Source organism: Saccharothrix hoggarensis, from assembly GCF_042678885.1.
Taxonomy (GTDB): Bacteria; Actinomycetota; Actinomycetes; order Mycobacteriales; family Pseudonocardiaceae; genus Actinosynnema; species Actinosynnema hoggarensis.
Map to the genome: position 1 here is coordinate 1 of NZ_JBHTLK010000093.1, position 25088 is coordinate 25088.

Below are 25088 nucleotides of genomic sequence, written 5' to 3' on the forward strand. Positions count from 1 at the left end.
CGCCCGCGTCCCCGACGTCGTGGCGCGCCCGCACGCCGATGCCCCTCCCTCCGGTTCGTCCGGGCGGAGGGGCATCGGCGGGTCGACGGCCGGCGGGGTCGGCGCGGGTCAGCGGCTCAGGACGGTGTCCACGGCGGCGGTGAGGGCGGCGGTCGACGCCGGGGCGGTGGTGCGCCACGCGACGTGGCCGTCCGGGCGGACGAGCACCGCGCCGGACGCGCCCACCCCGTACGCGGCCGCCCACTCCGGCGAGTCGGTCGCCGCCGACCCGTCGGCGGAGATCTCCACCGACTCCACCGGCACCCGCGCGTCGACCTCCTTCGCCGCCTGCGCCCAGCCGCTGCCGGCCGGCGTCAGCACCGTGAACCCGGCGCCCAGGACGTCCAGGGTGGACACCTTCGCGCCCGCGCGGTCCAGCCACACGTGCGGCGCGCGGTGGCCGGGGCGGGCCGTGGGCACGTAGGTGCGGTAGGGGTCCTCCGGCGCCGGGGCGGGGGTGCCGTCGGGCACCACCGCGGTCGAGTCGTAGTGGAACCCCAGCACCAGCCCCTCGACGCTGCGCCGGCCCGCCTGCAGCCGCAGCGACTCGGCCATGCTCAGCTTGCCCTCCATCATGTCGAACGTGATCAGCGCGTTGCGCAGGCTCTCCTCGACGGTCCGCTCGCCGATCGGGTGCCGTTCGGCGGCGTAGCTGTCCAGCAACGCCTCCCCCGCGCCCCACCCCAGCCGCGCCGCGAGCTTCCACACCAGGTTGTGCGCGTCCTGGATGCCGCAGTTCATGCCGAACCCGCCCTGCGGCGTCGACACGTGCGCGGCGTCGCCCGCCAGGAACACCCGGTCCGCGCGGAACCGCTCGGCGACCACGGCCTGCTGCAACCACGGCGACACGCCGATCAGCGTCACGTCCAGGTCCGGCAACCCCACCGCGGCGCGGACGATCTCCACGCAGAACTCATCGGTGAAGTCCTCGACGCTGCCGCCCTCCGCCGGGTCGTAGCCCGTCTGCACGATCCACCGGCGGTCGTTGTCCACCGCCTCCACCGCGCACGGGATGGCGCTGCGCAGGAAGTACAGCGCGCACATGCGGTCGCGCAGCAGGTGCGCGATGTCGGCCTCGAACATGATGCTCACCATGTGCCCCAGCGGCGGCGGGCCCTCCACGCCGATGCCCAGCGCCGCGCGGACGCCGCTGCGGCCACCGTCGGCGGCCACCGCGTGCCGTGCCCGCACCACCGTCGACCGGCCGCCCGACTCCACCACCGCCCGCACGCCCGACGCGTCCTGCGTCAGCTCGGTCATCGTGGTGGAGAACCGCACGTCCGCGCCCGGCTGCGACTCCGCCAGGGCGCGCAGCACCACCTCGAACTTGTCCTGCGCGCAGATGTAGGAGTAGGTGGGGCTGTGCGGCGCGTCGGAGGCGATGCCCGCGACCTCGTGGTGGAAGTCGTCGGCGAGCAGCGACGACCCCACGCCCACGGCGAGGCTCTCCTCGCGCGGCAGCCCGACCCGCTCCACGTCGTCCTGGATGCCCCACGCGCGCACCAGCTCCATGGTGCGGGTCGACATCAGCCGCGCCTTGGGGAAGATCGACGTGCCGGCGTGCCGCTCCACCAGCAGTGAGGACAGCCCGTGCCGGGACGCCTCGACCGACGCGGACAGGCCGACCGGCCCGCCGCCAACCACGAGCACATCGACCTCGACCTCGTTCATGCCGGCAGCGTCGCGCACGTGCCGTGACCGGGTCAACACAGTGGATAACGAACCGAAAGAGCTCCGAAAGGGCGCTTCGTTAGCGTCCTGCGCCACGTGAGGCGGACCGGCCGCCGCAGCGCGCAGACGCTCCCGAACGAAGACGCTGGAGTCGCCGAATGTTCACCGAAGGCTCGGTAGCACTGGTCACCGGCGGGTCGCGCGGCATCGGCCGGGCGGTCGCGCTCGACCTCGCCTCCCACGGCGTGCACGTGGTGGTCAACTACTCGCGGTCCGAGCAGCCGGCCAAGGAGCTGGTCGCGCAGATCGAGGCCGACGGCGGCAGCGCCAGCACCGCGGGCGCCGACGTCACCGACGAGGCCGCCGTGCGCGCCATGTTCCAGGCCGTGCGCGCCGAGCACGGCCGGCTCGACGTCCTGGTCACCAGCGCGGGCGTGACCCGCGACCGGTTCATGGTCGTCATGGGCACCAAGGACTTCCGGGAAACCATGGACGTCAACATGACCGGCACGTTCCTCGCCTGCCGCGAGGCGCTGCGGATCATGCAGCACCAGCGGCGCGGGTCGATCGTGACGCTGTCGTCGTCCAGCGGCCTGGACGGCGGGTTCCCCGGCCAGACCAACTACGTCGCCTCCAAGGGCGCGATCATCGCGTTCACCAAGGCCCTGTCGAACGAGGCCGCGCCGCACGGGGTCCGCGCCAACTGCGTGGCGCCGGGGTTCATCGCCACGGACATGACGAAGTCGATCCCCGCCAAGATCCGCGCGGAGTACGAGTCGCGCATCCGGCTGGGCCGGATGGGCACGCCCGAGGAGGTCGCGCAGCTGGTGACCTTCCTGGCCTCGGACCGCGCCTCCTACATCACCAGCGAGACCTTCGTCGCCAACGGCGGCGGGCTGGCCTGACACCCATCCACCGGGAGATGAAGTTGAGCATCGACGAACTGCGCGCCACGGCGGCCGCGCGCCTGCAGACCTGCGCCCAGATCAAGAAGATGATCGTGTCCCGCCTCGACCTGCCGATCGAGCCGGAGTGGATCACCGACGACCAGCCGCTGTTCGGCCGCGGCCTGGAGCTGGACAGCCTCGACGTGCTGGAGCTGTACGTGGCGATCGAGGCCGAGTTCGGCGTCGCCCTCTACGACAGCGACATGTCGGTGTTCGGGTCGGTGTCGCGGCTGGCCGACCACGTCAACCCGAAGCTCGCCAAGGTCGACTCCCTGACCGGGGCATGATGCGCAACGGCACCCGGCCCCGCGAGACCGCGGCGCTGACCAACGACCAGGTCCGCGACCTGCTCCCGCACCGGTGGCCCATGCTGCTGCTGGACCGGGTCGAGAAGATCGACGCGGGCGTCAGCGGTGTGGCGATCAAGAACGTCACCGGCACCGAGCTGTGGTTCCAGGGCCACTTCCCCGAAGAGGCCGTGCTGCCCGGCGTCGTGGTCATCGAGGCCATGGCGCAGCTGTCCGGTGTCATCTTCTCCCTCGCCGGCTCCAGCCGGATCAGCTACCTCGCCGGGGTGCGGTCCATGCGGTTCCGCCGGCCGATCGTGCCCGGCGACCAGATCGTGCTGTCCGCGCAGCGCACCGCGGGCGGCGCGGGGTTCTGCGAGTTCAAGGTCGAGGCCAAGGTCGACGGCCAGGTCGCCGCCGAAGGCTCGCTCACCATCGCCGATCCCAGCAGCTCACTCGGAAGGGCCTGACAACACCATGGATTCGCTGACCTCTCCGCTGGCCGACGTCCACCCGGAGGGCACCGAGTACGGCGCCGCGCAGGAGGCCCACGTGGCCCTGCGCTACACCACGCTCGACGAGGAGTACACCGCGATCCGGGAGCGCGCCGCGGTGCTGGACCTGTCCGGCTCGCGGGTGCTGGAGGTCTCCGGCGCCGACGCCGGCGGCTTCCTGCAGCGGGTCCTGGCCCGCGACGTGGAGTACCTGACCTCCGAGCGCTGCATGACCAGCCTCGTCCTGGACGAGCAGGGCCTGGTCGTCGACCAGGTCGTCGTGTGGGGCCGCGAGGACGGGATGCTCGTGGAGAGCTCCGTCGGCGGCGGCGCCCGCCTGCTGGAGCACCTGCGGTCCGTCGTGGGCGACGACCGGGTCGAGATCACCGACCTGACCGGCGAGCGGGTCCTGCTGGGCCTGGAGGGCCCCTACGCGTGGGGTGTCGTGGGCCGGCTGGTCGACGGTGAGCTGGCCGCGCTGCCGTTCGAGTCCGTGGTGGACACCACGTGGGACGGCGTGGACGTGCTGTTCGCCCGCACCGGCGTCACCGGCGAGTACGGCTACAAGGTGCTCGTGCCGCGCGACCAGGCCGCGGCGCTGTGGGCCAAGGCCGTCGAGCAGGCCACGCCCGCGGGCCAGGAGGCGCTGGAGCTGGCCATGCTGGAGGTCCGCCAGCCCACCCACCACGAGCACGCCGACGGCGCCGACGTGCTGACCATGGGCGCGAACTGGCTGGTCGACATCACCAAGGAGTCGTTCATCGGCCGCGACGCGGTGCTGGCCGCGTTCTCCGGCGGCGCGACCCGCCGCACCGTCGGGTTCTCCGGCGGCGACACCGTCCCCGCGGCCGGCACCCCGGTCACCGTGGACGGCGAGCAGGTCGGCGTCGTGGTGCACGCCGTGCACAGCATCGGTCTCGGCGCGCCGCTGGGGTTGGCGCGCCTGGACGCCGACCTGGCCGCCGCCGGGTTGCGGCTGACCGTCGGCGACGCCGACGTCACCACCCTCACGAGCCCCTACGTCACGCCCAAGAGCTGGAGCACCCCGATCATCTGATCGGGCCCGGGAAGAAGGAGCACGCCATGGCGCTGCGACCGGTCGTCATCACCGGGGTCGGCGTGATCTGCGCGATCGGCCGTGACCCGCAGGAGTTCTGGCAGCGGCTGACCGCCGGTCGCAGCGGGATCACCGAGATCGCCGACGACGCGTTCCACGCGTTCGACGCCCGTTATGCCGGGCAGGTGCCCGACGAGTGGATCGACGGGCAGTCCGGTCCCTCCGACGCGCACCTGGACCGCACGTCCCGGTTGGCGCTGGTCGCGGCCCGCCAGGCGATCGCCCAGGCGGGACTGGACGACCAGGACCCCGAGCGGTACGGGCTGGTGCTGGGCAAGTGCCAGGCCACGCCGGCCGCGGACGGCGGCTACCAGCCGATGCACGCCACCGGCGACATCGTCGCCGCCGCGCTGGGCATGCGGGGTCCGCGGATCCTCGTGTCCACCGCGTGCGCGGCGGGCGGCAACGCGGTGGGCCTGGCCAAGGACAAGATCCTCACCGGCGAGGCGGACGTGGTCCTCGCCGGCGGGGTGGACCCGCTGCTGTTCGGCACCTACGCCGGGTTCGCCGGGCTGCACGCGTTGAGCACGCAGCCGTGCGGCCCCTACAGCCGCTCCGACGGCCTCAACCTCGGCGAGGGCGCGGCGTTCGTCGTGGTCGAGCCGCTGGATCGGGTGCTGGCGCGGGGCGGCACGCCGTTGGCGGAGATCGCCGGGTACGGCCTGTCCGCCGACGCCCACCACGCCACCGCGCCCGACCCGACCGGCCGCGGCGGCGTCACCGCGATGCGCCGCGCCCTGGCCGACGCGGGCCTCACCCCGGACGACGTGCACTACGTCAACGGCCACGGCACCGGCACCCCGGCCAACGACGCCATGGAGATCAAGGTGATGCGCACCGTGTTCGGTGACCGCGCGCCGCAGGTCCCCACCAGCAGCATCAAATCGTTCCTCGGCCACACCCTCGGCGCGGCGGGCGCGGTGGAGGCGGTGGCGAGCGTGCTGGCGCTCAAGCACCAGACCGCGCCGCCGACCATCGGCTTCGAGGGCCGCGAGGCGCCGTCCGGGCTGGACTTCGTGCCCGACACGGCCCGGCCGATGCCGATGTCGGTGGTGGCGTCGAACAACTACGCGTTCGGCGGCAACAACGTGTCGCTGCTGCTCACCTCCCCCCGACCCGCCACCGCCGACACGGAGGCCGACACGGAGGCGGACACGGACACGGACGCCGGCGGGCTGCCGGAGACGGACGTGGTGATCTCCGGTCTCGGTCCCGTCGGCCCGCTGGGCGTCGGCATCGCCGAGGTCGCCGAAGCCCTCGCCACGGGCCGCCGCCAGGTGGGCGGGCAGCCGTCGCTGACCGGCCGCACGTTCGCGCCCCGGTCGCTGTGGCGGCACATGAACAACCTGTCCCGCATGGCGATCGCCGCGTCGCGGCTGGCGTGGGAGGACGCGGGCCTGCAGCTGTCCCGCGCCGAGGCCGAGAACGTGGGCGTCATGTTCGCCACCGCCGCCGGGTCGGTGGAGAGCACCGACGGGTTCGACGAGAGCGTCCTGGCCAACCCGAACAAGCCCGCCGTGCTCAGCTTCTCCAACGTGGTCCTCAACGCCACCGGCGGCGCGGTCTGCCAGACGCTGGGGCTGCGCGGCCCGACGACGACGATCTGCAACGGCGGCGCGTCGGCGTCCATCGCGCTGGACTGCGCGGTCGAGACGATCCGCGCGGGCAAGGCCGACGTGGTGCTCGTGGTCGCCGCCGACGAGGCCGCGCTCGCCGCCGAAGGACTGGACGTCACCCCGTACGACCGGGTGAACAGCGGTTCGGTGCCCGCGTCCGGCGCGGTGGCGCTGGTCGTCGAGTCGGCCAGGCACTGCGCCGAGCGCGGCGGCACCCCCTACGCGAAGGTCGTGGGCGGCGGGCACGTCGGCGGCGCCGGCGAGGACGAGCGGACCCTGGTGGCGCGCAGCCTCGCGAAGGTGACCGCCGACGGCGAGCGGCTGCTGTTCCTGGCGGCCGTCGGCGACGAGCACGACGCCGACCAGGCCGCCGCGGTTCACGACGCCGTGCCCGACGAGCTGCTGACCGCCACCACCGGCTACACCGGCGACTGCCGGGCCGCGACCGGCGGGCTGAACCTGGCGCTGGCGGCCCTGGCGGTGCGCGACGGCGTCGCTCCCGCCGTGGCCGGGCTGACCACCCCGCAGGTCGGCGGGCTGTCCGGGTACGTCACCAAGTCGGAGCTCGACGGGCCGGTGGAACGGGCGCTGGTCCTCAGCGCCGCCGCCGGATCGGTGCGGGGCGTCACCGTCCTGGGCGCGCCGTGACCACCGCGGCGGCGCCGTCGTCGGCCCCCGCCGGGACGCCGTTCGACGTGGCGGAGACCGACCGGTTGCTGACCACCACCCGGTCGGTGCGCCGCCGGCTGGACCTCGACCGGCCGGTGCCCCGCGAGGTCGTCGAGCAGGCCCTCGAAGTCGCGGTGCAGGCCCCGACGGCCAACGACCAGCAGAACTGGCGGTGGCTGGTCGTCACCGAGCAGTCGGTGAAGGACGAGCTGGCCACCGTCGTGCGGCACGCCTGGAACTTCCACCAGCGGGAGGTGCTGACCCGGTCGGGGCGGCGGCGCAACAACGCGCAGAACCAGCGCAACAACGCCTCCGCCGCGACCCTGGTCGACATCCTCGCCCGGGTGCCGGTGCTGGTGATCCCGTGCGTGCTGGGCCGCCCGCCGGACATCGGCGCGATCGACGAGGAGTACGTGCGCACCGCCGCGGGCCGCCGCAACGTCGGCACCTGGCAGGAGGACGTGCGGCTGGGCGCCATGCGGGCCAGCAACTTCTACGGCTCGATCTTCCCCGCCGTGTGGTCGTTCCAGCTCGCGCTGCGCAGCCGCGGCCTGGGCTCCACGATCACCGGCCTGCACCTGCCGTTCGAGAAGCACGTCGGCGCCCTGCTGGGCATCCCCTCGGGGGTCACCCAGGTGTGCATGGTGCCGGTGGCCTACACCGTCGGCACCGACTTCCGCCCCGCGCGACGGCACCCCGCCGCGGAGCGCACGCACTGGGAGAGGTGGCAGGGATGACCTCCACGGGCACGGCACAGGTCGACGTGGTCGTCGTCGGCGGCGGCATCGCGGGCGCCTCGGCGGCGGCGAACCTCACCGCGCACGGCGTGTCGGTGCTGCTGCTGGAGAAGCAGGACACCTACACCGACATCGTGCGCGGCGAGTGGATCGCCCCGTGGGGCATGCGCGAGGCGCAGCTGCTCGGCGTGGAGGACGCGTTCGGCGTCGGCGGCGCGTGGGAGATCCGCGAGTGGGTGCAGTGGGACGAGACCGTCGCGCCCGACGACGCCGAGGTCGTGGACATGACCCGGTTCGTCCCCGGCGTGGGCGGGCCGATGTCGTTCCCGCACCACACGGTGTGCGAGCTGATGGTCGAGCAGGCCCACGGCAACGGCGGCCGGATCGTCATGGGCGTCCGCAAGGTCCGCGTCACGCCCGGCCCGGAACCGGTGGTGACCTACCACACCGACGCCGGCGAGCACGAGGTGCGGGCGCGGATCGTGCTGGGCGCGACCGGGCGCGGCTGCACGGTGGGCCGCCAGGTCGGCGTCACCATGGAGACCTCGGTGCACCACTGGGGCGGCGGGCTGCGCGTGTCGGGCCTGGACGACTGGCCGATGGACGTGCAGGCGATGGGCACCGAGGCCGACAAGATGTTCATGGTGTTCCCGCAGGGCGACGGCGTCGCCCGGCTGTACATCAACTTCCCCACCGCCAACCGCGACCGCTACCGCGGCCCGAACGGCGTCGAGCGGTTCATCGCCGACTTCGAGCTGGAGTGCCTGCCCGACCGCGGCAAGTCCGTGTACGCCGCCGCGGTGCCCCTCGGCCCGCTCAAGCTGTGGCCGTCGGTGAAGGCCGTGCCCGAGCGTCCGCCCGTCGTGGACGGCGTGGTGCTGATCGGCGACGAGGCCGGCGCCGCGGACACCGTGCTCGGCACCGGTCTGTCCTCGGCGCTGCGGGACTCGCGCGCGGTGTGCGGCATCCTGCTCGCCGGCGACGACTGGTCGCCCGCCGCGTTCGCGCCCTACCTGGCCGAGCGGGACTTCCGGATGGGCCGGCTGCACTTCGGCGCGGAGATCGTCGCGAAGCTGCACTGCGAGTTCGGCCCGGAGGCCGCCGAGCGGCGCCGCCGGGTCCGCGACCTCATGACGGACAACTTCGCCGCGCAGGTCACCGGCCTGCTCAACATGGTCAGCCCCGAGGACGTGCCCGAGTTCGGGTTCAGCGAGTTCTTCGCCGAACGGCTTTTCAGGGAGACGGTGTGACCGCCAACAACAGCTTGATCAACGCCCGCGCGCAGGTCAACGGGGTCGAGATCGCCTACGTCGACCAGGGCGAGGGCGACCCGGTGCTGCTGCTGCACGGCTTCCCCGACTCCCACTACCTGTGGCGGCACCAGATCCCGATGCTGGTCGACGCCGGGTTCCGGGTCATCGCGCCGGACCTGCGCGGCTTCGGCGAGTCGTCCAAGCCGCAGGACGTCGACGCCTACTCGATGCGCACGATCGTCAACGACGTCGTCGCGCTCACCATGCAGCTGGGCATCCAGAAGACCCACGTCGTGGGCCACGACTGGGGCGCGGCCGTGGCGTGGATGTACGCGTTCCTCATGCCGCGGCGGGTGGACCACCTCGCGGTGCTGTCCGTCGGCCACCCCGGCGTGTTCGCCACGCAGACGGTGCAGCAGCGCGCCGCGAGCTGGTACATGCTGCTCTACCAGTTCCCCGGCGTCAGCGAGCAGTTGTTGCGGCGCAACGGGTGGCGGCTGTTCAAGGAGATCATCGGCGGCGAGGGCGACCACCAGCGCTACCTGCGGGAGCTGGCCAAGCCGGGCGCGTTGACCGCGGGCCTCAACTGGTACCGCGCCAACCGGTCGCCGGAGGCCGAGCTGCGGGTGGAGGGCAACTTCCCGCCCGTGTTCGCGCCGACGCTGGGCATCTGGTCCAGCGGCGACAAGGCGCTGCTCGAGGAGGGCATGGTCGGGTCGGCGAAGTTCGTCAAGGGCCCGTGGCGCTACGAGCGCGTCGACGACGCCAGCCACTGGATCCCGCTGGACCAGCCGGAGCTGGTCGGCAAGCTGCTGCTGGGGTTCCTGGGCACCGAGCAGCCCGCGGCGGCGGCGGTCGGCCGTCGCCGCCGGATGTAGACGTCCGCGCATCGGGACCAACGGAGGACTCATGATCGGGTATCTGTTCCCGGGCCAGGGGACGGTCCGCGTCGGCATGGGCGGCTGGCTGCGCCGCGACCCGGTGGGCGCGCGCGTGTTCGCCGTGGCCGACGAGGTGCACGCCGGCCTGGACGACGGCGGGCTGGCGGAGCTGTGCGCGCGCGGCCCGCTGGAGCGGCTGGTCGCCACCGACGTCGCCCAGCCGGTGGTGACCGCGTGCAACCTGGCGGCGTTGGAGGTGCTGCGGTCGCGGGGACACGCCCCGGACGTCGTCGCCGGGCACAGCGTCGGCGAGCTGAGCGCGTTGTGCGCGGCGGACGTGCTGGACGTGGAGGCCACGTTGCGGCTGGTCGCGACCCGTTCCCGGCTGATGGCCGCGCTGCCCCTCGTGGGCGGCATGTCCGCGGTCCTCGGGTTGACCGAGGAGCGGGTGGCGGAGTTGGCGGCCGAGGCGTCGGCGCCCGGCGAGCCCGCCGTGGTCGGCCTGGTCAACGGGCCCGACAACATCGTGGTGTCCGGTGCGCTGCCCGCGTTGCTGCGTCTGGCGGAGCTGGCCGTGGACGCCCGCAAGGTGGTGCCGTTGAAGGTCGGCGGCGCGTTCCACTCGCCGTTGATGGCGGGCGCGGTGGACGACTGGGCGGAGGCGGTGCGCGCCACCCCGATGCGGCCACCGTCCGTGCCGGTGGTCCCGAACGTCACCGCCGAGCCCACCACGGACCTGGCGACGATCACCGACGCGTTGATCGACCAGCTCACCGGGCGGGTGCGGTGGGCGGAGACGGTGCGGCGGCTGGCCGACGTGGACACGTGCGTGGAGGTCGGCGACAGCAAGACGCTCGCCGGGCTGCACCGCGGCGTCGGCGGCCGGTGCCTGAGCATGGCCGACCCGACCGCGGTGCGCAGGCTCCGGGCGGAGTCGGCGGCATGAGGCGCTGGGGCAGCGCGGCGGTCGTGCTGGACGGGCTGACTGCGCCCCGGCAGCTGGTGTGGCCGATGCGGCTGGAGGAGGTCTACTCCCGCGAGGAGCGGCTGCGGTCCGCCGCGGGCCGCACCCTGCAGCACTGGGCGGGCCGGTTGGCGGCGAAGTACGCGGTGCTGTCGCTGCTGGGCCTGCCGGCCACGGCGCGGCACCTGGGCCGGGTGGAGGTGCTGCCGCAACCGTCGGCGATGTGCGCCCGCACCACGGCGTGCATGCACGGCCACCCGCCGGGCGTGCGGCTGCTGGACGGGCTGTCGGAGGACGCGGACACCGGCGCCGGCGGGCGGATCGGCGTGTCGATCAGCCACACCGCCGACCTGGCGTTCGCGGTGGCGCTGGTGTCGGCGCGGCTGCCCGAGGACGACGTCGTGGAGGCGGTGGGCGGGTGGAACTGACCGGCGCCAACCCGACCCACACCGACCCGACCACCACAGACCCGACGGTCGAAGACCCGGCCACCACAGACCCGGTGGTGCCCGACCTGGCCGAGGCGGCCCGGCGGCACGTCGCCGCGTGGAGCGCCGGAGACCCGGCCGCGATCACCGCCGCGGTGACGTCGTTCGCCGACCCCGACACCGCCGAACCCCTCACCGGCGACGCCCTGACCGGGCACGTCGCCGCGGTCCTCACCCGGTTCGCCGAGCTGAAGCTGGAGGCCGACGACCCGGTCGTCACCGGCGGCACGGCGGTCGTGGCGTGGACGTTGCGCGCCGTGCACCGCGACGCCTACCTGGGCATGCCCGGCACGGGCGGCGCGGTCGAGGTGTCCGGGGTGGACGTCCTGACCGCGCGCGACGGCGGGGTGCACGCGCGCCGGGTGTTCGACCGGCTCGCGGTGGCCGACGCGCTCGGCTACACGGCCCGGTTCGTGCCCGCCTCCGACGGCGACCGCGAGTTCGGCGTCAGCTCCCGCACCCCGGCGCGCGCGTCGGCGGCCGGTGTCGCGCCGGGCGCCCTGGTGCTCACGTGGCTCGACATCCGCGACGGCGCCGAGGCCGCCGACGTGGACCTGCTCAGCGTCGAGATCGTCAAGGGCCTGCGCGCCTCCAAGGGTTTCCTCGGCGCGAGCAGCTTCGACGTGGGGCTGCGCAAGTACACCCTGACGGCGTTCGACTCGGTCGACGCGGTGCGCGCCGTGCACGCCCGGCCCCACCAGCGGGCGATGCGGAGGTTCTTCCGCGGCGGCCTGTGCACGGGGGCGGCGACCGGGGTGTGGGTGCCGCTGCGGGACAGCGTCTACGCCCGCTGCCCCGACTGCGCGTCGGTGGTGACGCTGGACCGCGAACACCCCGACAAGTCCTGCGACTGCGGGTGGACCCCCATCCCCGGCGCCCTCTTCTGATCTGGAGTGTTCCCATGACTGCCTTCACCTTCGAGCACATCACGGGCGAGGAGTCGCGGCCCGCGGTCGTGTTCATGTCCGCGTTGTTCGCCGGCGGCTGGATCTGGGACGACCCGGTGCGTCGGCTGACCGCCGCCGGGTGGCCGGTGCTGCGCACCGTCGAGCCGATCTGCGCGGTGGACAGCCGCATCGCCGGGTCCATCGAGCGGCTGGGCGACGAGCTGCTGGCCGCGTGCGACGAGGCCGGCGTCGACGAGGTCGTGGTGTGCGCGAACTCGCTGGGCGGGCTGGTCGCGATCGACCTGGCGGGCCGCTTCCCCGGCCGGGTCAAGGGCATCGCGGTGTCCGGCGCGCCCGGTCTGACCCCGGACCCGAACGTGGGCCTCAACGTGGACCGCCGCGCCAGCGTGCAGCCGTCCGGGCCGGAGTTCGAGGACACCATGATGAAGGCGCTGTTCCACGGGCCGGCGCTGTTCACCCGCGAGCAGCTCACCGAGACCGCGGACCTGCTGCGGCAGGGCCCGGCGATGCTGTCGATGGCCCGCAGCATCCGCGCCACCCGCACCTACCGGGTGGAGCCCGCGCTGGAGCGGATCACCTGCCCGTCGCTGTACGTGTGGGGCCGCCACGACCGGATGACGCCGATCGACCCGTGGGAGCAGGTGGTGCCGGGCCGCCCGGACACCGAGTTCGTCGCGGTCGAGGACTGCGGGCACATCCCGATGATCGAGGCCCCCGAGGAGTACTCCGACCGGTTGCTGGGCTTCCTGGACCGGGTGGTCGGGGCGCCGGTGTGATCGACACGCTCTTCGGCGAGGTCACGGGCGGGCGGCCGGTGCTGTTCGGCGTGGACATCGTCGACATCGGCCGCGTCACCCGCGCCATCGCCTACAGCGGCCCGGCCTACCTGCGGCACGTCACCACGCCGCAGGAGCACGGGCTGCACCCCGACGCGGAGCTGGCCGCCGCGGCGAGCGTCGCGGTGAAGGAGTGCTTCATCAAGGCCGTCGGCGGGCGGCCGCCGGGGTTCAGCTGGCACGACTTCCGGGCCCGCGGCGACGTGCCCCACGCCGCGCGGGAGTGGGCCGGTCCGCTGCTGGCGGGCGCGGCCCCGGAGGTGGAGAAGACCACCGGCATCGCGTTGGGCAACACCAGCGCCTACAGCGTGCACGGCGCGAGCCACGCCGCCGCGCTGACCCGGTTGGCGCCGGGACGCAGCGCGGCGGCCGTGGTCGCCGAGGCCCGCTGGGGGTGGCCCGGCGACCGGGTCGTCGCGCACTGGATCCTGACCGCTACCACCGACGAGGAGCAACGATGGCCGTGAACCAGACGCTGGACCAGACCGCGCCGCACACCGCGGACACCGTGATCCGGGTGGAGCCGGGCCAGTCGGTCCAGGAGGCGCTGGACCGCGGCGGCCCCGGCGCGACCGTGCAGCTGGCCGAGGGCGTCCACAGCGGCAACGTCGTCATCGCCCACCCCGGCGTGACGCTGAGGGGCGCGGGCGCGGGCCGCACGGTGCTGGTGCCGGGGCCGGTCGCGCCGTCCGCCGTGCCGCCGCTGCACGACGCCCCGCCGGACGTCGTCAGCGGCATCGTCGTGCACGGCGCCGACACCGACACCGCGGGCGGCATCGGCGAGGTGGCGGTGGAGGGCCTGACCGTGCGCGGGTTCTCCGGCGCCGGCGTGTACGCCCACACCGTCAACGGCCTGCGACTGCACGATGTCGAGGCGGTCGACAACACGATCTGGGGCCTGTACGTGCGGGAGTCGTCCGACATCGAGGTGTCGCGCTGCCGCGGCGAGGGCAGCCGGTACGCCGGGATCGCGTTGGCGTTCTGCTCGCGCGCCGACGCCGTGGTCGCCGACAACGAGTGCGTCGGCAACGCGTTCGGCGTGTTCGTCGACAACTCCAGCTTCGCGCGGGTGCTGCGCAACCGCTGCCACGGCAACGCGGCCGGGATGCTGCTGCTCAACCAGGTCTACCCCGGTGAGCCCGAGGGCGGGGTGCGGGACTGCCTGGTCGCCGACAACGACGTGCACGACAACACGCTCGCCGCGGGCGGCGACGACCCCGAGGCGCTGGGCGCGGCGGGTCCGCCGATCTCCGGGGTGGGCATCGCGCTGATCGGCACCGAGCGGGTGTCGCTGGTGAACAACCGGGTGCACGGCAACCAGCCCGGCGGGTTCTCCCTCATGCCCGCCGCCGTGGTGATCGACTCCTCGGCCGAATGGGGCGGATCGGACGCCGTGGACAATTCCCTGGAGTGGAATACGATCACCGGCAACAGCCCGCTCGACGTGCGCATCAGCGTCGACGTGACACGCCAGCGGCTGGCCAACAACGTCGTGGGCGTGTCCGAGCCGGATTCCGTGTCGGGGCGCGCCGCGGAAGGGACCCAGTGACCTCGACGCCGATGGCTTCCTTACCCCGCACCTCCACCGCGCCTCCCGCGTTGCAGTGCGCCGGGCTGCGCAAGCGCTACGGAGACAAGACCGCCGTCGACGGTGTGGGTTTCCACATCGACGCCGGCGAGGCCTACGGGCTGCTGGGGCCGAACGGGGCGGGCAAGACCACCACGATCTCCATGCTGGTCGGGCTGCTGCGCCCGGACGAGGGCTCGGTGCGGGTGGGTGACGCGGACCTGTCCGACGACCCGGCCGTCGCCAAGTCCCGCATCGGCTACGTGCCGCAGGAGATCGCGCTGTACCCGGAGCTGACGGCGTTGGAGAACCTGAGGTTCTTCGGCCGCCTGCACGGCATCCCGCGGCGCGCCCTGGCGGGGCGCATCGACGAGGTGCTGGAGATGGTGGGGCTGCGCGACCGCGCGAAGGACCGGGTGGAGACCTACTCCGGCGGCATGAAGCGCCGCTGCAACATCGCGGTGGCGCTGCTGCACGAGCCGTCGCTGCTGATCCTGGACGAGCCGACGGTGGGCGTGGACCCGCAGAGCCGCGTCGCGATCCTCGACGGGGTGGAGGCGCTGGTCGCCGGCGGGATGAGCCTGCTCTACACCTCCCACTACATGGAGGAGGTCGAGCGGGTCTGCACCCGGGTCGGGATCATCGACCACGGCTCGCTCGTCGCGGAGGGCACCAAGGAGGAGCTGGTCGCCGGGCTGGGCAGCGCCGACCGGATCGAGCTGGTCCTCGACGGCGACGTCACCCGTGCCGCGGAGGAGCTGCGCGGCGTGGACGGGGTGAGCGAGGCGATCGTCACCGGTTCGCAGTCGGTGCGGCTGCTGGCCGCGGGCGGCCGGCACCTGCTGCCCGCGTTGATCGGCGCGCTGGCGGGCATCGCCGCGGTGACGGGCGTGGAGGTGGTGGAACCGGACCTGGAGGCCGCGTTCCTGCACCTGACCGGCAAGTCGCTGCGGGACTAGAGGGCGGACGCGGACGTGAGAGCCCTTTTCGTGGTGAGCCTGCACGAACTGCGCAGCCGGTTGCGGGACGGCACCGCGGTGCTGATCACGCTGGTGGCGCCGATCGCCCTGGCCACCCTGTTCGGGGTGGCGCTGGGCGGCGACGACCCGCCGCTGCGCACCACCATCGGCATCGTCGACCACGACGGCGGCGAGTTCCCCGCCAGCGTGCGGCGCGAGGCGCTGGCCGTGCCGGAGCTCAAGGACATCCTGACCTTCCGCGACTACGGCGACGAGAACGCCGCCCAGGCCGCGATCGACACCGGCGAGGCCGGGGCGGCGCTGGTGTTCCCCGCCGGGTTCACCGACAGCGTCGGCGCCGGGAACGGCGGCGAGATGCGGGTGCTGGAGTCGCCGGACACGCCGCTGGCGGGCACCATCGCCCGCAGCATGGTGGACCGGATCTCCGCGCTCGTCGACGCCCGCACCCTCGCGGCGAAGGCCGTGCTGTCGGCGGGCATGCCGCCGGAGCAGGTGAAGGCGTACGTGGAGGAGAACGGCGCGCGCGGTCCGACGCTGGCGCTGGCGGGCGACCCGCTCAGCGGCGGCGCGGTGGACCTGGCCGTGTACTACGGCTCGGGCATGGCGGTGCTGTTCGCGTTCTTCGTCGCGGGCTCCTCCGCCCGCAGCCTGCTGACCGAGCGGCAGCTGGGCACGCTGGGCCGCATCCGGGCCGCGCCGGTGCCGGTGTGGACGGCGCCGATCGGCAAGGCCCTGGTCGGGTTCGGGTTGGCGCTGCTGAGCATGTGCGCGACCTGGTGGTCGTCGCTGCTGATCTTCGGCGAGTCCTGGGGCGATCCGCTGGGGGTGTTCGCGCTGTGCCTGGCGCACACGTTCGCCGCGACGTCCCTGGTGATGCTAGTGGCCAGCGGCGCGAAGACCGACGCGCAGGCCGACGGCTACACGCTGGGCATCGGGTTCGTGTTCGCGTTCCTGGGCGGCAGCCTGGTGCCGCTGTACAACCTGCCGGAGTTCCTGCAGCACGCCGCCCTGCTCACCCCGAACGGGTGGGTGTCGTCGGGGTTGACCCGGCTGGCGAGCACCGGCGAGGGCGCGACGGCCGTCGCCGGTCCCGTCGCCGTGGTGCTGGGCATCGGTGTCGTGGCGGGCGCGCTCGCGGTGTTCCGCATCCGGAAGGGAATGCTGGCATGAGCGGCATGAGGCCGCGGCCGATCACCGCGCTGGTGGCGGCGAACCTGCGCCGCCAGGCCAAGGACCGGGTCGGGTTGTTCTTCATCGTGGTCATGCCGATCCTGACGATCCTGTTCGTCGGCATGGCGTTGGGCGGCGGGTCGGGCACGGGCGCGATGCCGGTGGGCGTGGTCGCAGAGGACGACGACCCCGTCGCCGCGGCGGTGCTGCGGGAGCTGTCGGCCAACCCGAAGCTGGAGGTGCAGCGGCACGACAGCGAGGACGAGCTGCGCGACGGCGTGCGGCGGGGCGCGCTGGCCGCCGGTCTGGTGGTGCGGCCGGGTGACCCGTCGCTGGACCTGGTGACACCGCAGGGCAGCGGCAGCGCCCTGGCGGCGCGCAGCGAGATCGACGTCGCGGTCGGCAAGGTGTCGGCGGTGCGGGAGGCGACGCGGGCCGCGCTCGGCGCGGGCGCCACCCCCGAGCTGGCGGACCGGTACGTGGCGGCCGCGCAGGCGGAGTCGGGCGAGGTCGCGATCCGCCGTTCCGGGCAGGGCGCCGACACGCCGACCGGGTTCGCCTACACGGCGCCGGCGAACCTGCTGCTGTTCACGTTCATCAACTCGCTGGCGGTGGCGGCGGCGCTGGTGGAGAGCCGCCGGATCGGCATGGTGCGGCGGGCGCTGGCCACGCCGGTCGGGCCGGGCCGGGTGCTGGCGGGCGAGGCGTTGAGCCGGTTCCTGGTGGCGTTGTCGCAGTCGCTGCTGATCATCGTGGCGAGCCGGTTGCTGTTCGACGTCCGCTGGGGCGACCCCCTGGCGGTCGCGGCGGTGGTGACGGTGTTCTGCCTGGTCGCCACCGGCGCGGCGATGCTGGTGGGCGCGTTGGTGCGCTCGCCGCAGCAGGCGCCGGCGATCGGCCCGCCGATCGGGATCGTGCTGGGCATGCTGGGCGGGTGCCTGTGGCCGCGGGAGGTCGCCGGGGAGACGTTGACCACGATCGGCTACCTGTTCCCGCACTCGTGGGCGATGGACGCGTTGCTGGCGCTGTCCACCCCGGGCACGGGGGTGGGGTCGGTGCTGCCGGAGATCGGGGTTCTGGCCGGGATGGCGGCGGTGGTGCTCGGCGCGTCGCTGGTGGTGTTCCGCCGCCGCGCCCTGGCCCTGCGGTAGGTCTCGCGTCGACGGTTCTCGGTGGCCCCGCGCGGGGCCACCGAAAACCGTTTCTCCTTCTCCGGCAAGGCGTCGTAGTCTGGCCGACTGCCCATCGGAAGGATGATCATGCGACGTGAGGCGAGCACGCACGAGGAGATCAACGCGGCCTGGGTCGACGGCGCGCCGGTGCTGAACTCGACGGTGCACCTGGCCGAGTACGACCCGCGGTGGCCGGCGCTGTTCGAGCGGGAGGCGCGGCGGGTGCGGTCCCTGCTGGGGGACCTGGTGCTGCGGCTGGACCACGTGGGGTCGACGTCGGTGCCGGGGCTGGCGGCGAAACCGATCGTGGACATGCTGCTCGTGGTGCCCGACCCGGCCGACGAGGAGAGCTACGTCGCGCCGCTGGAGGCCGCCGGGTACCGGCTGGTGATCCGCGAGCCGGACCGGCACGAGCACCGGGCGCTCAAGGGCCCGGACACGAACATCAACCTGCACGTCCACCCGCCGACCAGCCCCGACATCGAGCGGATGCTCGCGTTCCGGGACCGGCTGCGCGCCGACGACGCCGACCGCGACCTGTACGAGCGGACCAAGCGGGAGCTGGCGTCGCGGACCTGGACCTACATCCAGGAGTACGCCGACGCCAAGAGCGCCGTGGTGGACGACATCCTCACCCGCGCCTGACCCCGCCCCACCCTGACCGCGCCCCACCCTGACCCCGCTGGGCCGGGCGTCGGCTGCGGGCGTTGCCCGCGGTGCCGGCGGTCGACGTGGGCCGCGTGGTCGACGTGGACCGGTTGGCCGACGCCCGGTACGGGTCGCGGCCGCCGGCGGGGGCGGGGCCGGGTCTTTAGGGTGGGCGCATGCCGCGATTCGCCACCGCCGACACCGTGTCCCGCGACGAGCTGCTCGCCTTCCTCCGGCCCCGCCACCGCGCTCTGCTGGTCACCGCGCGCGCGGACGGCCGGCCGCAGGTGTCGCCGGTGTCGTGCGGCGTGGACGGTGCGGGGCGGATCGTGGTGTCGACGTATCCGCAGCGGGCGAAGTCGCGCAACGCGCGCCGGGACGACCGGGTGACGGTGTGCGTGCTGTCCGACGACTGGGACGGCCCGTACGTGCAGGTGGACGGCCGGGCGGAGGTGCTGGACCTGCCGGGGGCGCTGGAGCCGCTGGTGGAGTACTACCGGTCGATCGCGGGCGAGCACCCGGACTGGGACGAGTACCGCGAGGCGATGCGCCGCCAGGGGAAGGTCCTGATCCGGGTGACGATCGAGCGGTGGGGGCCGATCGCGACGGGCGGGTTCCCGCCGGAGTTGGCGGGCTGAGCGCCTCTCCCCCACGTCCCCTGCCCCGCCGCGCGGCGGGGCAGGGACCAGGTCATCGGGCGGACCAGGCGCCGCCCCAGCCGGGCGGGTCCTCCAGGACGGCGAAGACGCTGCCGGCGGGGTCGGCGATGGCGGCCACGGTGCCGGTGGGCACGTCCCGCGGTCCGATGAGGACGGTGCCGCCGAACCCGGTGGCGTCGGCGACGGCGCGCGCGACGTCGGGCACGGCGAAGTAGCAGGTCCAGCCGCCGTCGGCGGTGAGGCGGCCGGCGACGGGCCGGTGGTCGTCGCCCGCGTGGGCGTCGTAGAGGGTGAAGTCGGCGCCGGGGTCGCGGACGTGCCAGCCGAGTTCCCCGGTCCAGTAGTCGTCGTCGCCGGGGTGGCCCATCAGCTCGACCCAGCACGGTTCGCCGGGACGCGGCGGCGGCGCCCACGGCCCGTGCAGCACGCGGCCCTGGTCGACGGCGGCGCCGGGTTTGAGGTCGCGGGGTTCGGCGCCGGCGAACACGACGCGCCAGCCGGGGTCGCCGGGCCCGACGCGGGTGGCGAGGCGGTCGCCGACCCAGCCGGTGAACGTGCCGTCGGGTTCGGCGATGACCACCCACCCGAACAGGTGGGCGTAGAAGTTGGCGATCGGTTCGGGGCTGGGGGTGCTCAGCTCGACGCGGCGGACACCGCGCGCGGGGCTGTCGGGGGTACCGGGCACGGCGGTGGGTTTCCCATCGGGGCGGCGGGGCGGCGGAGATCAGGAACGCGCCCCATCCTCCGCACCGGTCAGGTGTGGCGACAATGCTCCGTTCGGCGGCTGCGGCTGGGCCGACAGGACGTGCGCGAGCGGGACGGGCCTGCCGAGGTGGAATCCCTGGCCGACGCGGACGCCGAGGCGCATGAGCGCGTCGACCTGCGCGGGCCGCTCCACCCACTCGGCGACGGCGGACAGGCCGAGGCCCTGGGCGATCTGCACGATGCCGGCGACGAGGACGGCGTCGGTGGAGCGTTCGTCGATGCCGCGGACGAACTCGCCGTCGATCTTGATGCCGGTGATGGGCAGGTGCTTGAGGTGTACGAACGAGCCGAACCCGGAGCCGAAGTCGTCCAGGGTGATGCGACAGCCGAACCCGCGCAGCTGCAGGGCGAGGGAGCGGGCGGCGTCGAGGTTGGTGACGGCGGCGGTCTCGGTGATCTCCAGCCCGAGCCGGCCGGGCGCCACGCCGGCGGTGGCGAGCCGATCGAGGACGAACCCGCCGAAGTCCTCGTCCTCCAGCGTGCGGCCGGAGACGTTGACGTTGAACCGCAGCTCGGGGTCGGGGTGCCCGACGAGCGCGTCGATGGCCGTCGACAGCACCCACCGGTCGATGTCGAGGACCAGGTTGGAGCGTTCGGCCTCGGGCAGGAACTCGGCGGGCCCCAGGTACGGCTCCTGGCCGTCTTCCAGCCGCAGCAGCAGTTCGTGCCCCAGGACCCTGCCGGTGGCCAGCTGCACCATCGGCATGGCGTGCAGGGCGAGGCCCCCGCCGTCGAGGGCGGCGCGGAGCCGGTCGAGCACGGACACGCGCTTCGCGGTGTCGGCGTAGTGGCCGGGCTCGTAGACGGTGACGCGGTTGCGCCCCGCCGCCTTGGACGCGTACAGCGCGAGGTCGGCGTTGGCGAGGACCAGCTCCCACGTGTCGCCGGGCCCGTACTCGGCGACGCCGGTGGAGACGGTGATGCTGCTCGCGGGGCCGACCAGCGGCAGGGCGGCGACGGCGTCGCGGAGCCCTTCGGCGGTGCGCGCCGCGTCGGGCAGCGACGCGCCCGGCAGCACGACGGCGAACTCGTCACCGCCGAGGCGGCCGATGAGCCGGCCGGGTTCCAGCCGTGACCGCAGCGCCGCGGCGAGGGCCTTCATCAGCCGGTCGCCGACGTTGTGGCCGCGCAGGTCGTTGACGTCCTTGAAGTTGTCCAGGTCCAGCAGCAGCAGCGCGCCCGGCCCGCCGGTGGCGAGCTGCCGTTCCAGCTCGCGGGTGACGGCGCGCCGGTTCGCCAGCCCGGTGAGCGGGTCCTGCTCGGCGAGGGCGAGGAGCTCGTCGTGGACGCGCCGGGCCTGCGTGATGTCGTGCGCGGTGCCCAGCACGCGCAGCGGCGCGCCGTCCTCGTCGGCGACGATCTCGCCGAAGCACTCGAACCAGCGCTCGGTGACGCGGTCGGCGAGCTTCATGCGGTGGGTGTAGGAGAACCCGGCGCCCGACCGCATCGCCTCCTCCAGCGTGGCCTGGATCATCGACAGGTCGTCGGGGTGCACGAGCGCGGCGTAGCCGTCGAAGTCGAGGTCGGTGTCCGGCGGGAACCCGAACATCTCCAGCAGGGTGTCCGACCAGACGACGCGGTCCTCGGCGATGTGCCACTCCCACGTGCCCATGCGTCCCAGCACCTGCGCGCGGCGCAACGCGTCGGCCTCGTGGGTGGCCTCCAGCTCGCGGTCGCGCCACGCGGTGACGTCCGCGACCCGGTACAGCAGCGAGTCGCCGGAGCCGAACGGCTGGCAGGTGACCTCCAGCCACCGGTGGCCCTTGCGGTACGCGCTGGGGGTGAGCAGGGCGAGACCGGACCGGGGCCGCTCCGGCGCGCCGGGCAGCAACGCGGGCAGCGACCGCCCGACCACGTGGTCGGCGGGGACGCCGAGGATCTCCGCCAGCGCCGGGTTCACCCACGCCAGCGTGCCGTTCGTGTCCGTCACACCGAAACCGACGTCGGCCCGGTCGAGCACCTCGCGGTGCAACGCGCCGTTGCCGTTCACGCGCCCCTCCTCGCCCACCCGCGCGCCATGATGGTGGAGATCACGCGGAGCGGGCAAGCCGACACGGTTCAGCGCAACCGCTCCAGACCCCGGGCGGTGTCGACGAGTTCCCCGGCGAGGCGGCGCAGTTCGCCCTTGTCCGCACCGTCCCCGGCGGCGGTGGCGATGTCCTCCGCGGCGCACCGCAGCTGGAACAGCCGGTCCTGCAGGTCGGCGAGCTCCGCGGCGGACAGCACCACGGCGTCCTCGGGCAGCCCGCCGCGCTGCACGGCGGCGCGGCGTTCGTAGGCGCGCTGCCGGCACGGTTGGGCGCAGTACCGGCGTGGCCGTCCGATGCGGCCGCTGTCGGGTAGTCGCCGCCCGCACCAGGCGCAGTGCCTGGCTTCCTCGCGGCGCGCCGCGACGGGCTCGGTCACCAGCTCCATGGCGGCCGACGGTATCCGGCTACCCACCGGTCACCCCCGCGCCACGCCGCCAAGGCAGACTCCCGGTGTGACCGCGAACCACCCGTACCTGTCCGGACCGCACCCCCGCGCGTTCGCCCACCGGGGCTGGCACCTCGACGACCTGGCCGGGATGGAGAACGCGCTGGCCGCGTTCCGCCGTGCCGCCGCGGAGGGGTTCCGGTACCTGGAGACGGACGTGCACGCCACGTCCGACGGTGTCGTGGTGGTGCACCACGACACCGTGCTGGACCGCACGACGGACGCGACGGGGCCGGTGGCGGCGCAGCCGTGGTCGGCGGTGCGGCGGGCGAACGTGGGCGGCCGGGAGCCGATCGCGCGGCTGGAGGACCTGCTGGAGGAGCTGCCGGACGCGTTGGTGAACATCGACGTGAAGTCGGACGCGGCGGTGGAGCCGGTGCTGGACGTGCTGCGCCGGGTGGACGCGCTGCACCGGGTGTGCCTGGCGTCGTTCTCGGAGCGGCGGCTGGCGCGGCTGCGGCGGCTGGGCGGGCCGGGGCTGCTGACGTCGATGGGGCCGCGGTCGGCGGGCGCGCTGTGGGCGTCGGGGCGGGTGCCGGTGGTGGGGTTGCCGGTGCGGGGCATGGTGGCGCAGGTGCCGTTGACGCAGGGCCGGCTGCGGGTGGTGGACGGCCGGTTCCTGCGGGCCGCCCACCGCCGCGGCCTGGAGGTGCACGTGTGGACGATCGACGACGAGGCCGTGATGCGGGAGCTGCTGGACCTCGGGGTGGACGGCCTGGTCACCGACCGGCCGGACCGGCTGCGGGACGTGCTGGTCGACCGCGGCGCGTGGACGGGCGGCTGACCTCCCCGCCGACCTCCCCGCTGAGCTCCCCGCGGGCCTGTGCGGGCGTCCCGGGGGTCCGTCGCGTGGCGTGCCGGGGACCGGTTGGCAACAGGTTGGTGGTGATCACCGCCAACGCATCGCGGGCGATATACAGTCCGCCCCCATGAGCGTGGCCGACAGCACCGCACCCGCCGTGGACCGCAAGCGGGAACAGCGCGGGTGGACCTGGTACGACTGGGCGAACTCGGTGTTCCCCACCTCGGTGGTCACCGTGTTCCTGTCCGGCTACCTCACCGCCGTGGCGAAGGAAGCGGCGATCGCCGACACCGCCCGCAACGGCCCGGACGCGTGCGCCGAGAGCTCGTTGCGGCAGTGCGACATCTCCCTGTTCGGCGCCTACTTCCCGGCCGGGTCGCTGTGGGGCTACCTGCTGTCGATCGCGACGGTCGTGCAGGTCGTGGTGCTGCCCGTGATGGGCGCGATCGCGGACCGCACCCAGAACAAGCGGCGAATGCTGGGCGGGCTGGCGTTCACCGGCTCGGCCGCGACGATCGCGCTGGCCACCGTCAGCGGCGACAACTGGCACCTGGGCGTCGGCCTGTTCATCCTCGGCAACATCTGCTACGGCGCGTCGGTCGTCGTGTACTACGCGTTCCTGCCGGAGATCGCCGAGCCGGACGAGCGGGACGCGGTGTCGTCGCGCGGCTGGGCGTTCGGCTACCTGGGCGGCGGCCTGGCGTTGGCGGTGCAGTTGGCGCTGTTCATCGGCCACGACGCGATCGGGTTGGGCGAGGGCGCGGCGGTGCGGGTCGGGTTCGTGCTGTCGGGCCTGTGGTGGGCGGGGTTCACGCTGATCCCGCTGGCCCGGCTGAAGCGGCACCAGCCGCCGCACGGCGCCGAGTCGGGCGCGTCGGTCGTGACGGCCGGGTTCGCCGAGCTGCGGCAGACGGTGCGGCAGGCGCGGCTGTTCCCGCTGACGCTGGCGTTCCTGGGCACCTACCTGATCTACACCGACGGCATCGCGACGGTCGCGAACGTGTCGGCGCAGTACGGCCGCGACGAGCTGAAGCTCGACGAGACGGTGCTGATCACCACGATCCTGATCGTGCAGTTCGTCGCGTTCTTCGGCGGCATGCTGCACGGCCGGATGGCGAAGTCGTGGGGCGCGAAGCGCACGATCATGGTGAGCCTGTGCGTGTGGATCGTGGTGATCGGCGCGGCGTTCTTCGTGCAGGCCGGGCAGCAGACCCAGTTCTACGCGCTCGCCGCGGGCATCGGCCTGGTGCTGGGCGGCACGAACGCGTTGTCGCGGTCGCTGTTCAGCCAGATGATCCCGCCCGGCCGGGAGGCGCAGTACTTCTCGCTGTACGAGGTGGGCGAGCGGTCGACGTCGTGGCTCGGCCCGATGGTGTTCGCCGGGGTCGGCCAGGCCACGGGCTCGTTCCGGCTGGCGATCATCTCGCTGGTGGTGTTCTTCGTGGTCGGGTTCGTGCTGATGATCTTCGTGCCGGTCCGCAAGGCCATCGCCGCGTCCGGGAACCCGGTGCCGGCCAAGGTGTGACCCCTGGCCGGCGCCCAGGGTCACCGGTCAGGGGTAACCGGCCCGGGGTCAGCGGCTCGCGGGCTCCGGCACGGGGGCCGTCCACGGGCGGAACGCGGCCACCACGACGGCCGTGACGGCCCACGCGCCGAGCATCGTCGCCGCGGACAGCGGCACGAGCAGCGCCGTCACCACCCCGGCGGCGACGCCGACCAGCGCCATCGCCCACCAGCGGCGCGGCGCGGGCGGCGCCTCCCGGTGGAACCCCGACAGCACCGCCGCCACCGTCACCAGCAGCGGCCCCTGCCACAGCAGCAGCCACCACGACGGGAACCCGCCCGCCACGGACACCAGCAGCCCCGCCACCCCGAGCGCGCCCAGCACGCCGACCGCGACCCGCGCGACGACGCGCCGAGCGGCGACCAGCGCGCCGAACGCC

General features: G+C 73.9%; 25 protein-coding genes and 1 pseudogene. 21 read left to right on the forward strand and 5 right to left on the reverse strand.

Annotated elements, in window-relative coordinates:
* Positions 1-108: 108 nt before the first annotated feature.
* Positions 109-1710 carry an FAD-dependent monooxygenase gene (locus tag ACFQ3T_RS18570; protein ID WP_380724553.1) on the reverse strand — a complete coding sequence of 534 codons (1602 nt, stop codon included), beginning with the start codon at positions 1708-1710 and terminating at the stop codon, positions 109-111.
* A 158-nt stretch (positions 1711-1868) separates the two neighbouring features.
* Here ACFQ3T_RS18570 and fabG point away from each other — a divergent pair, with 158 nt between their 5' ends.
* From fabG to ACFQ3T_RS18665, 19 genes are all read left to right on the forward strand, one after another.
* On the forward strand, positions 1869-2615 hold the full coding sequence (gene fabG, locus ACFQ3T_RS18575) for a 3-oxoacyl-ACP reductase FabG (protein ID WP_380724554.1): 747 nt from the start codon (positions 1869-1871) through the stop codon (positions 2613-2615).
* A 23-nt stretch (positions 2616-2638) separates the two neighbouring features.
* A complete protein-coding gene (locus ACFQ3T_RS18580) occupies positions 2639-2944 on the forward strand; it encodes an acyl carrier protein (RefSeq protein ID WP_380724555.1) in 306 nt (101 codons plus the stop codon).
* Positions 2944-3414, forward strand: coding sequence for a 3-hydroxyacyl-ACP dehydratase FabZ (gene fabZ, locus ACFQ3T_RS18585; RefSeq protein ID WP_380724556.1), 471 nt, complete (start codon positions 2944-2946; stop codon positions 3412-3414). Before ACFQ3T_RS18580 ends, fabZ begins: the two co-directional genes overlap by 1 nt.
* A gap of 7 nt (positions 3415-3421) precedes the next feature.
* A complete protein-coding gene (locus ACFQ3T_RS18590; protein WP_380724557.1) occupies positions 3422-4495 on the forward strand; it encodes an aminomethyltransferase family protein in 1074 nt (357 codons plus the stop codon).
* A gap of 26 nt (positions 4496-4521) precedes the next feature.
* On the forward strand, positions 4522-6819 hold the full coding sequence (locus ACFQ3T_RS18595; RefSeq protein ID WP_380724558.1) for a beta-ketoacyl synthase N-terminal-like domain-containing protein: 2298 nt from the start codon (positions 4522-4524) through the stop codon (positions 6817-6819).
* Positions 6816-7577 carry a nitroreductase family protein gene (locus tag ACFQ3T_RS18600; RefSeq protein ID WP_380724559.1) on the forward strand — a complete coding sequence of 254 codons (762 nt, stop codon included), beginning with the start codon at positions 6816-6818 and terminating at the stop codon, positions 7575-7577. Before ACFQ3T_RS18595 ends, ACFQ3T_RS18600 begins: the two co-directional genes overlap by 4 nt.
* Positions 7574-8827, forward strand: coding sequence for an NAD(P)/FAD-dependent oxidoreductase (locus tag ACFQ3T_RS18605; RefSeq protein WP_380724560.1), 1254 nt, complete (start codon positions 7574-7576; stop codon positions 8825-8827). The genes ACFQ3T_RS18600 and ACFQ3T_RS18605 overlap by 4 nt, the downstream gene beginning before the upstream one ends.
* On the forward strand, positions 8824-9708 hold the full coding sequence (locus ACFQ3T_RS18610; RefSeq protein WP_380724561.1) for an alpha/beta fold hydrolase: 885 nt from the start codon (positions 8824-8826) through the stop codon (positions 9706-9708). The genes ACFQ3T_RS18605 and ACFQ3T_RS18610 overlap by 4 nt, the downstream gene beginning before the upstream one ends.
* Positions 9709-9739: 31 nt before the next feature.
* Positions 9740-10657: an ACP S-malonyltransferase gene (locus tag ACFQ3T_RS18615; RefSeq protein WP_380724562.1), complete on the forward strand. Its 918-nt coding sequence runs from the start codon at positions 9740-9742 to the stop codon at positions 10655-10657.
* Positions 10654-11103 (forward strand): holo-ACP synthase, encoded by a 450-nt coding sequence (locus ACFQ3T_RS18620; RefSeq protein ID WP_380724563.1) that lies wholly within the window; start codon positions 10654-10656, stop codon positions 11101-11103. Before ACFQ3T_RS18615 ends, ACFQ3T_RS18620 begins: the two co-directional genes overlap by 4 nt.
* A complete protein-coding gene (locus ACFQ3T_RS18625; protein ID WP_380724564.1) occupies positions 11094-12050 on the forward strand; it encodes an ester cyclase in 957 nt (318 codons plus the stop codon). The genes ACFQ3T_RS18620 and ACFQ3T_RS18625 overlap by 10 nt, the downstream gene beginning before the upstream one ends.
* A 14-nt stretch (positions 12051-12064) precedes the next feature.
* A complete protein-coding gene (locus ACFQ3T_RS18630) occupies positions 12065-12847 on the forward strand; it encodes an alpha/beta fold hydrolase (protein WP_380724565.1) in 783 nt (260 codons plus the stop codon).
* Positions 12844-13374 (forward strand): holo-ACP synthase, encoded by a 531-nt coding sequence (locus ACFQ3T_RS18635; RefSeq protein WP_380724566.1) that lies wholly within the window; start codon positions 12844-12846, stop codon positions 13372-13374. Before ACFQ3T_RS18630 ends, ACFQ3T_RS18635 begins: the two co-directional genes overlap by 4 nt.
* On the forward strand, positions 13365-14456 hold the full coding sequence (locus tag ACFQ3T_RS18640) for a right-handed parallel beta-helix repeat-containing protein (RefSeq protein ID WP_380724567.1): 1092 nt from the start codon (positions 13365-13367) through the stop codon (positions 14454-14456). Before ACFQ3T_RS18635 ends, ACFQ3T_RS18640 begins: the two co-directional genes overlap by 10 nt.
* Before the next feature lie 11 nt (positions 14457-14467).
* Positions 14468-15433 (forward strand): ABC transporter ATP-binding protein, encoded by a 966-nt coding sequence (locus tag ACFQ3T_RS18645; RefSeq protein ID WP_380724568.1) that lies wholly within the window; start codon positions 14468-14470, stop codon positions 15431-15433.
* Positions 15434-15448: 15 nt separating this feature from the next.
* A complete protein-coding gene (locus tag ACFQ3T_RS18650; RefSeq protein WP_380724569.1) occupies positions 15449-16624 on the forward strand; it encodes an ABC transporter permease in 1176 nt (391 codons plus the stop codon).
* Positions 16621-17775 (forward strand): ABC transporter permease, encoded by a 1155-nt coding sequence (locus ACFQ3T_RS18655; protein WP_380724570.1) that lies wholly within the window; start codon positions 16621-16623, stop codon positions 17773-17775. Before ACFQ3T_RS18650 ends, ACFQ3T_RS18655 begins: the two co-directional genes overlap by 4 nt.
* A gap of 108 nt (positions 17776-17883) precedes the next feature.
* On the forward strand, positions 17884-18441 hold the full coding sequence (locus ACFQ3T_RS18660; protein ID WP_380724571.1) for a GrpB family protein: 558 nt from the start codon (positions 17884-17886) through the stop codon (positions 18439-18441).
* Between the two features lie 179 nt (positions 18442-18620).
* Positions 18621-19082, forward strand: coding sequence for a PPOX class F420-dependent oxidoreductase (locus ACFQ3T_RS18665; RefSeq protein WP_380724572.1), 462 nt, complete (start codon positions 18621-18623; stop codon positions 19080-19082).
* A gap of 52 nt (positions 19083-19134) precedes the next feature.
* On the opposite strand, the gene ACFQ3T_RS18670 is transcribed toward ACFQ3T_RS18665, so the two are convergent.
* The 3 genes from ACFQ3T_RS18670 to ACFQ3T_RS18680 all read right to left on the reverse strand — a co-directional run bounded on the left by ACFQ3T_RS18670 (position 19135) and on the right by ACFQ3T_RS18680 (position 22283).
* A complete protein-coding gene (locus ACFQ3T_RS18670) occupies positions 19135-19788 on the reverse strand; it encodes a VOC family protein (protein WP_380724573.1) in 654 nt (217 codons plus the stop codon).
* A gap of 39 nt (positions 19789-19827) precedes the next feature.
* Positions 19828-21858 (reverse strand): putative bifunctional diguanylate cyclase/phosphodiesterase, encoded by a 2031-nt coding sequence (locus ACFQ3T_RS18675; protein WP_380724574.1) that lies wholly within the window; start codon positions 21856-21858, stop codon positions 19828-19830.
* 68 nt (positions 21859-21926) lie between these two features.
* Positions 21927-22283, reverse strand: coding sequence for a hypothetical protein (locus ACFQ3T_RS18680; protein WP_380724575.1), 357 nt, complete (start codon positions 22281-22283; stop codon positions 21927-21929).
* 67 nt (positions 22284-22350) lie between these two features.
* Between ACFQ3T_RS18680 and ACFQ3T_RS18685 the strand changes: the two genes are divergently transcribed.
* Together ACFQ3T_RS18685 and ACFQ3T_RS18690 are read left to right on the forward strand one after the other, a co-directional pair.
* On the forward strand, positions 22351-23127 hold the full coding sequence (locus tag ACFQ3T_RS18685; RefSeq protein ID WP_380724576.1) for a glycerophosphodiester phosphodiesterase family protein: 777 nt from the start codon (positions 22351-22353) through the stop codon (positions 23125-23127).
* A 145-nt stretch (positions 23128-23272) separates the two neighbouring features.
* A complete protein-coding gene (locus tag ACFQ3T_RS18690; RefSeq protein WP_380724577.1) occupies positions 23273-24670 on the forward strand; it encodes an MFS transporter in 1398 nt (465 codons plus the stop codon).
* A 48-nt stretch (positions 24671-24718) separates the two neighbouring features.
* Here ACFQ3T_RS18690 and ACFQ3T_RS18695 read toward each other — a convergent pair.
* Positions 24719-25088 (reverse strand): annotated as a pseudogene (locus ACFQ3T_RS18695) (hypothetical protein); the annotation flags it as partial.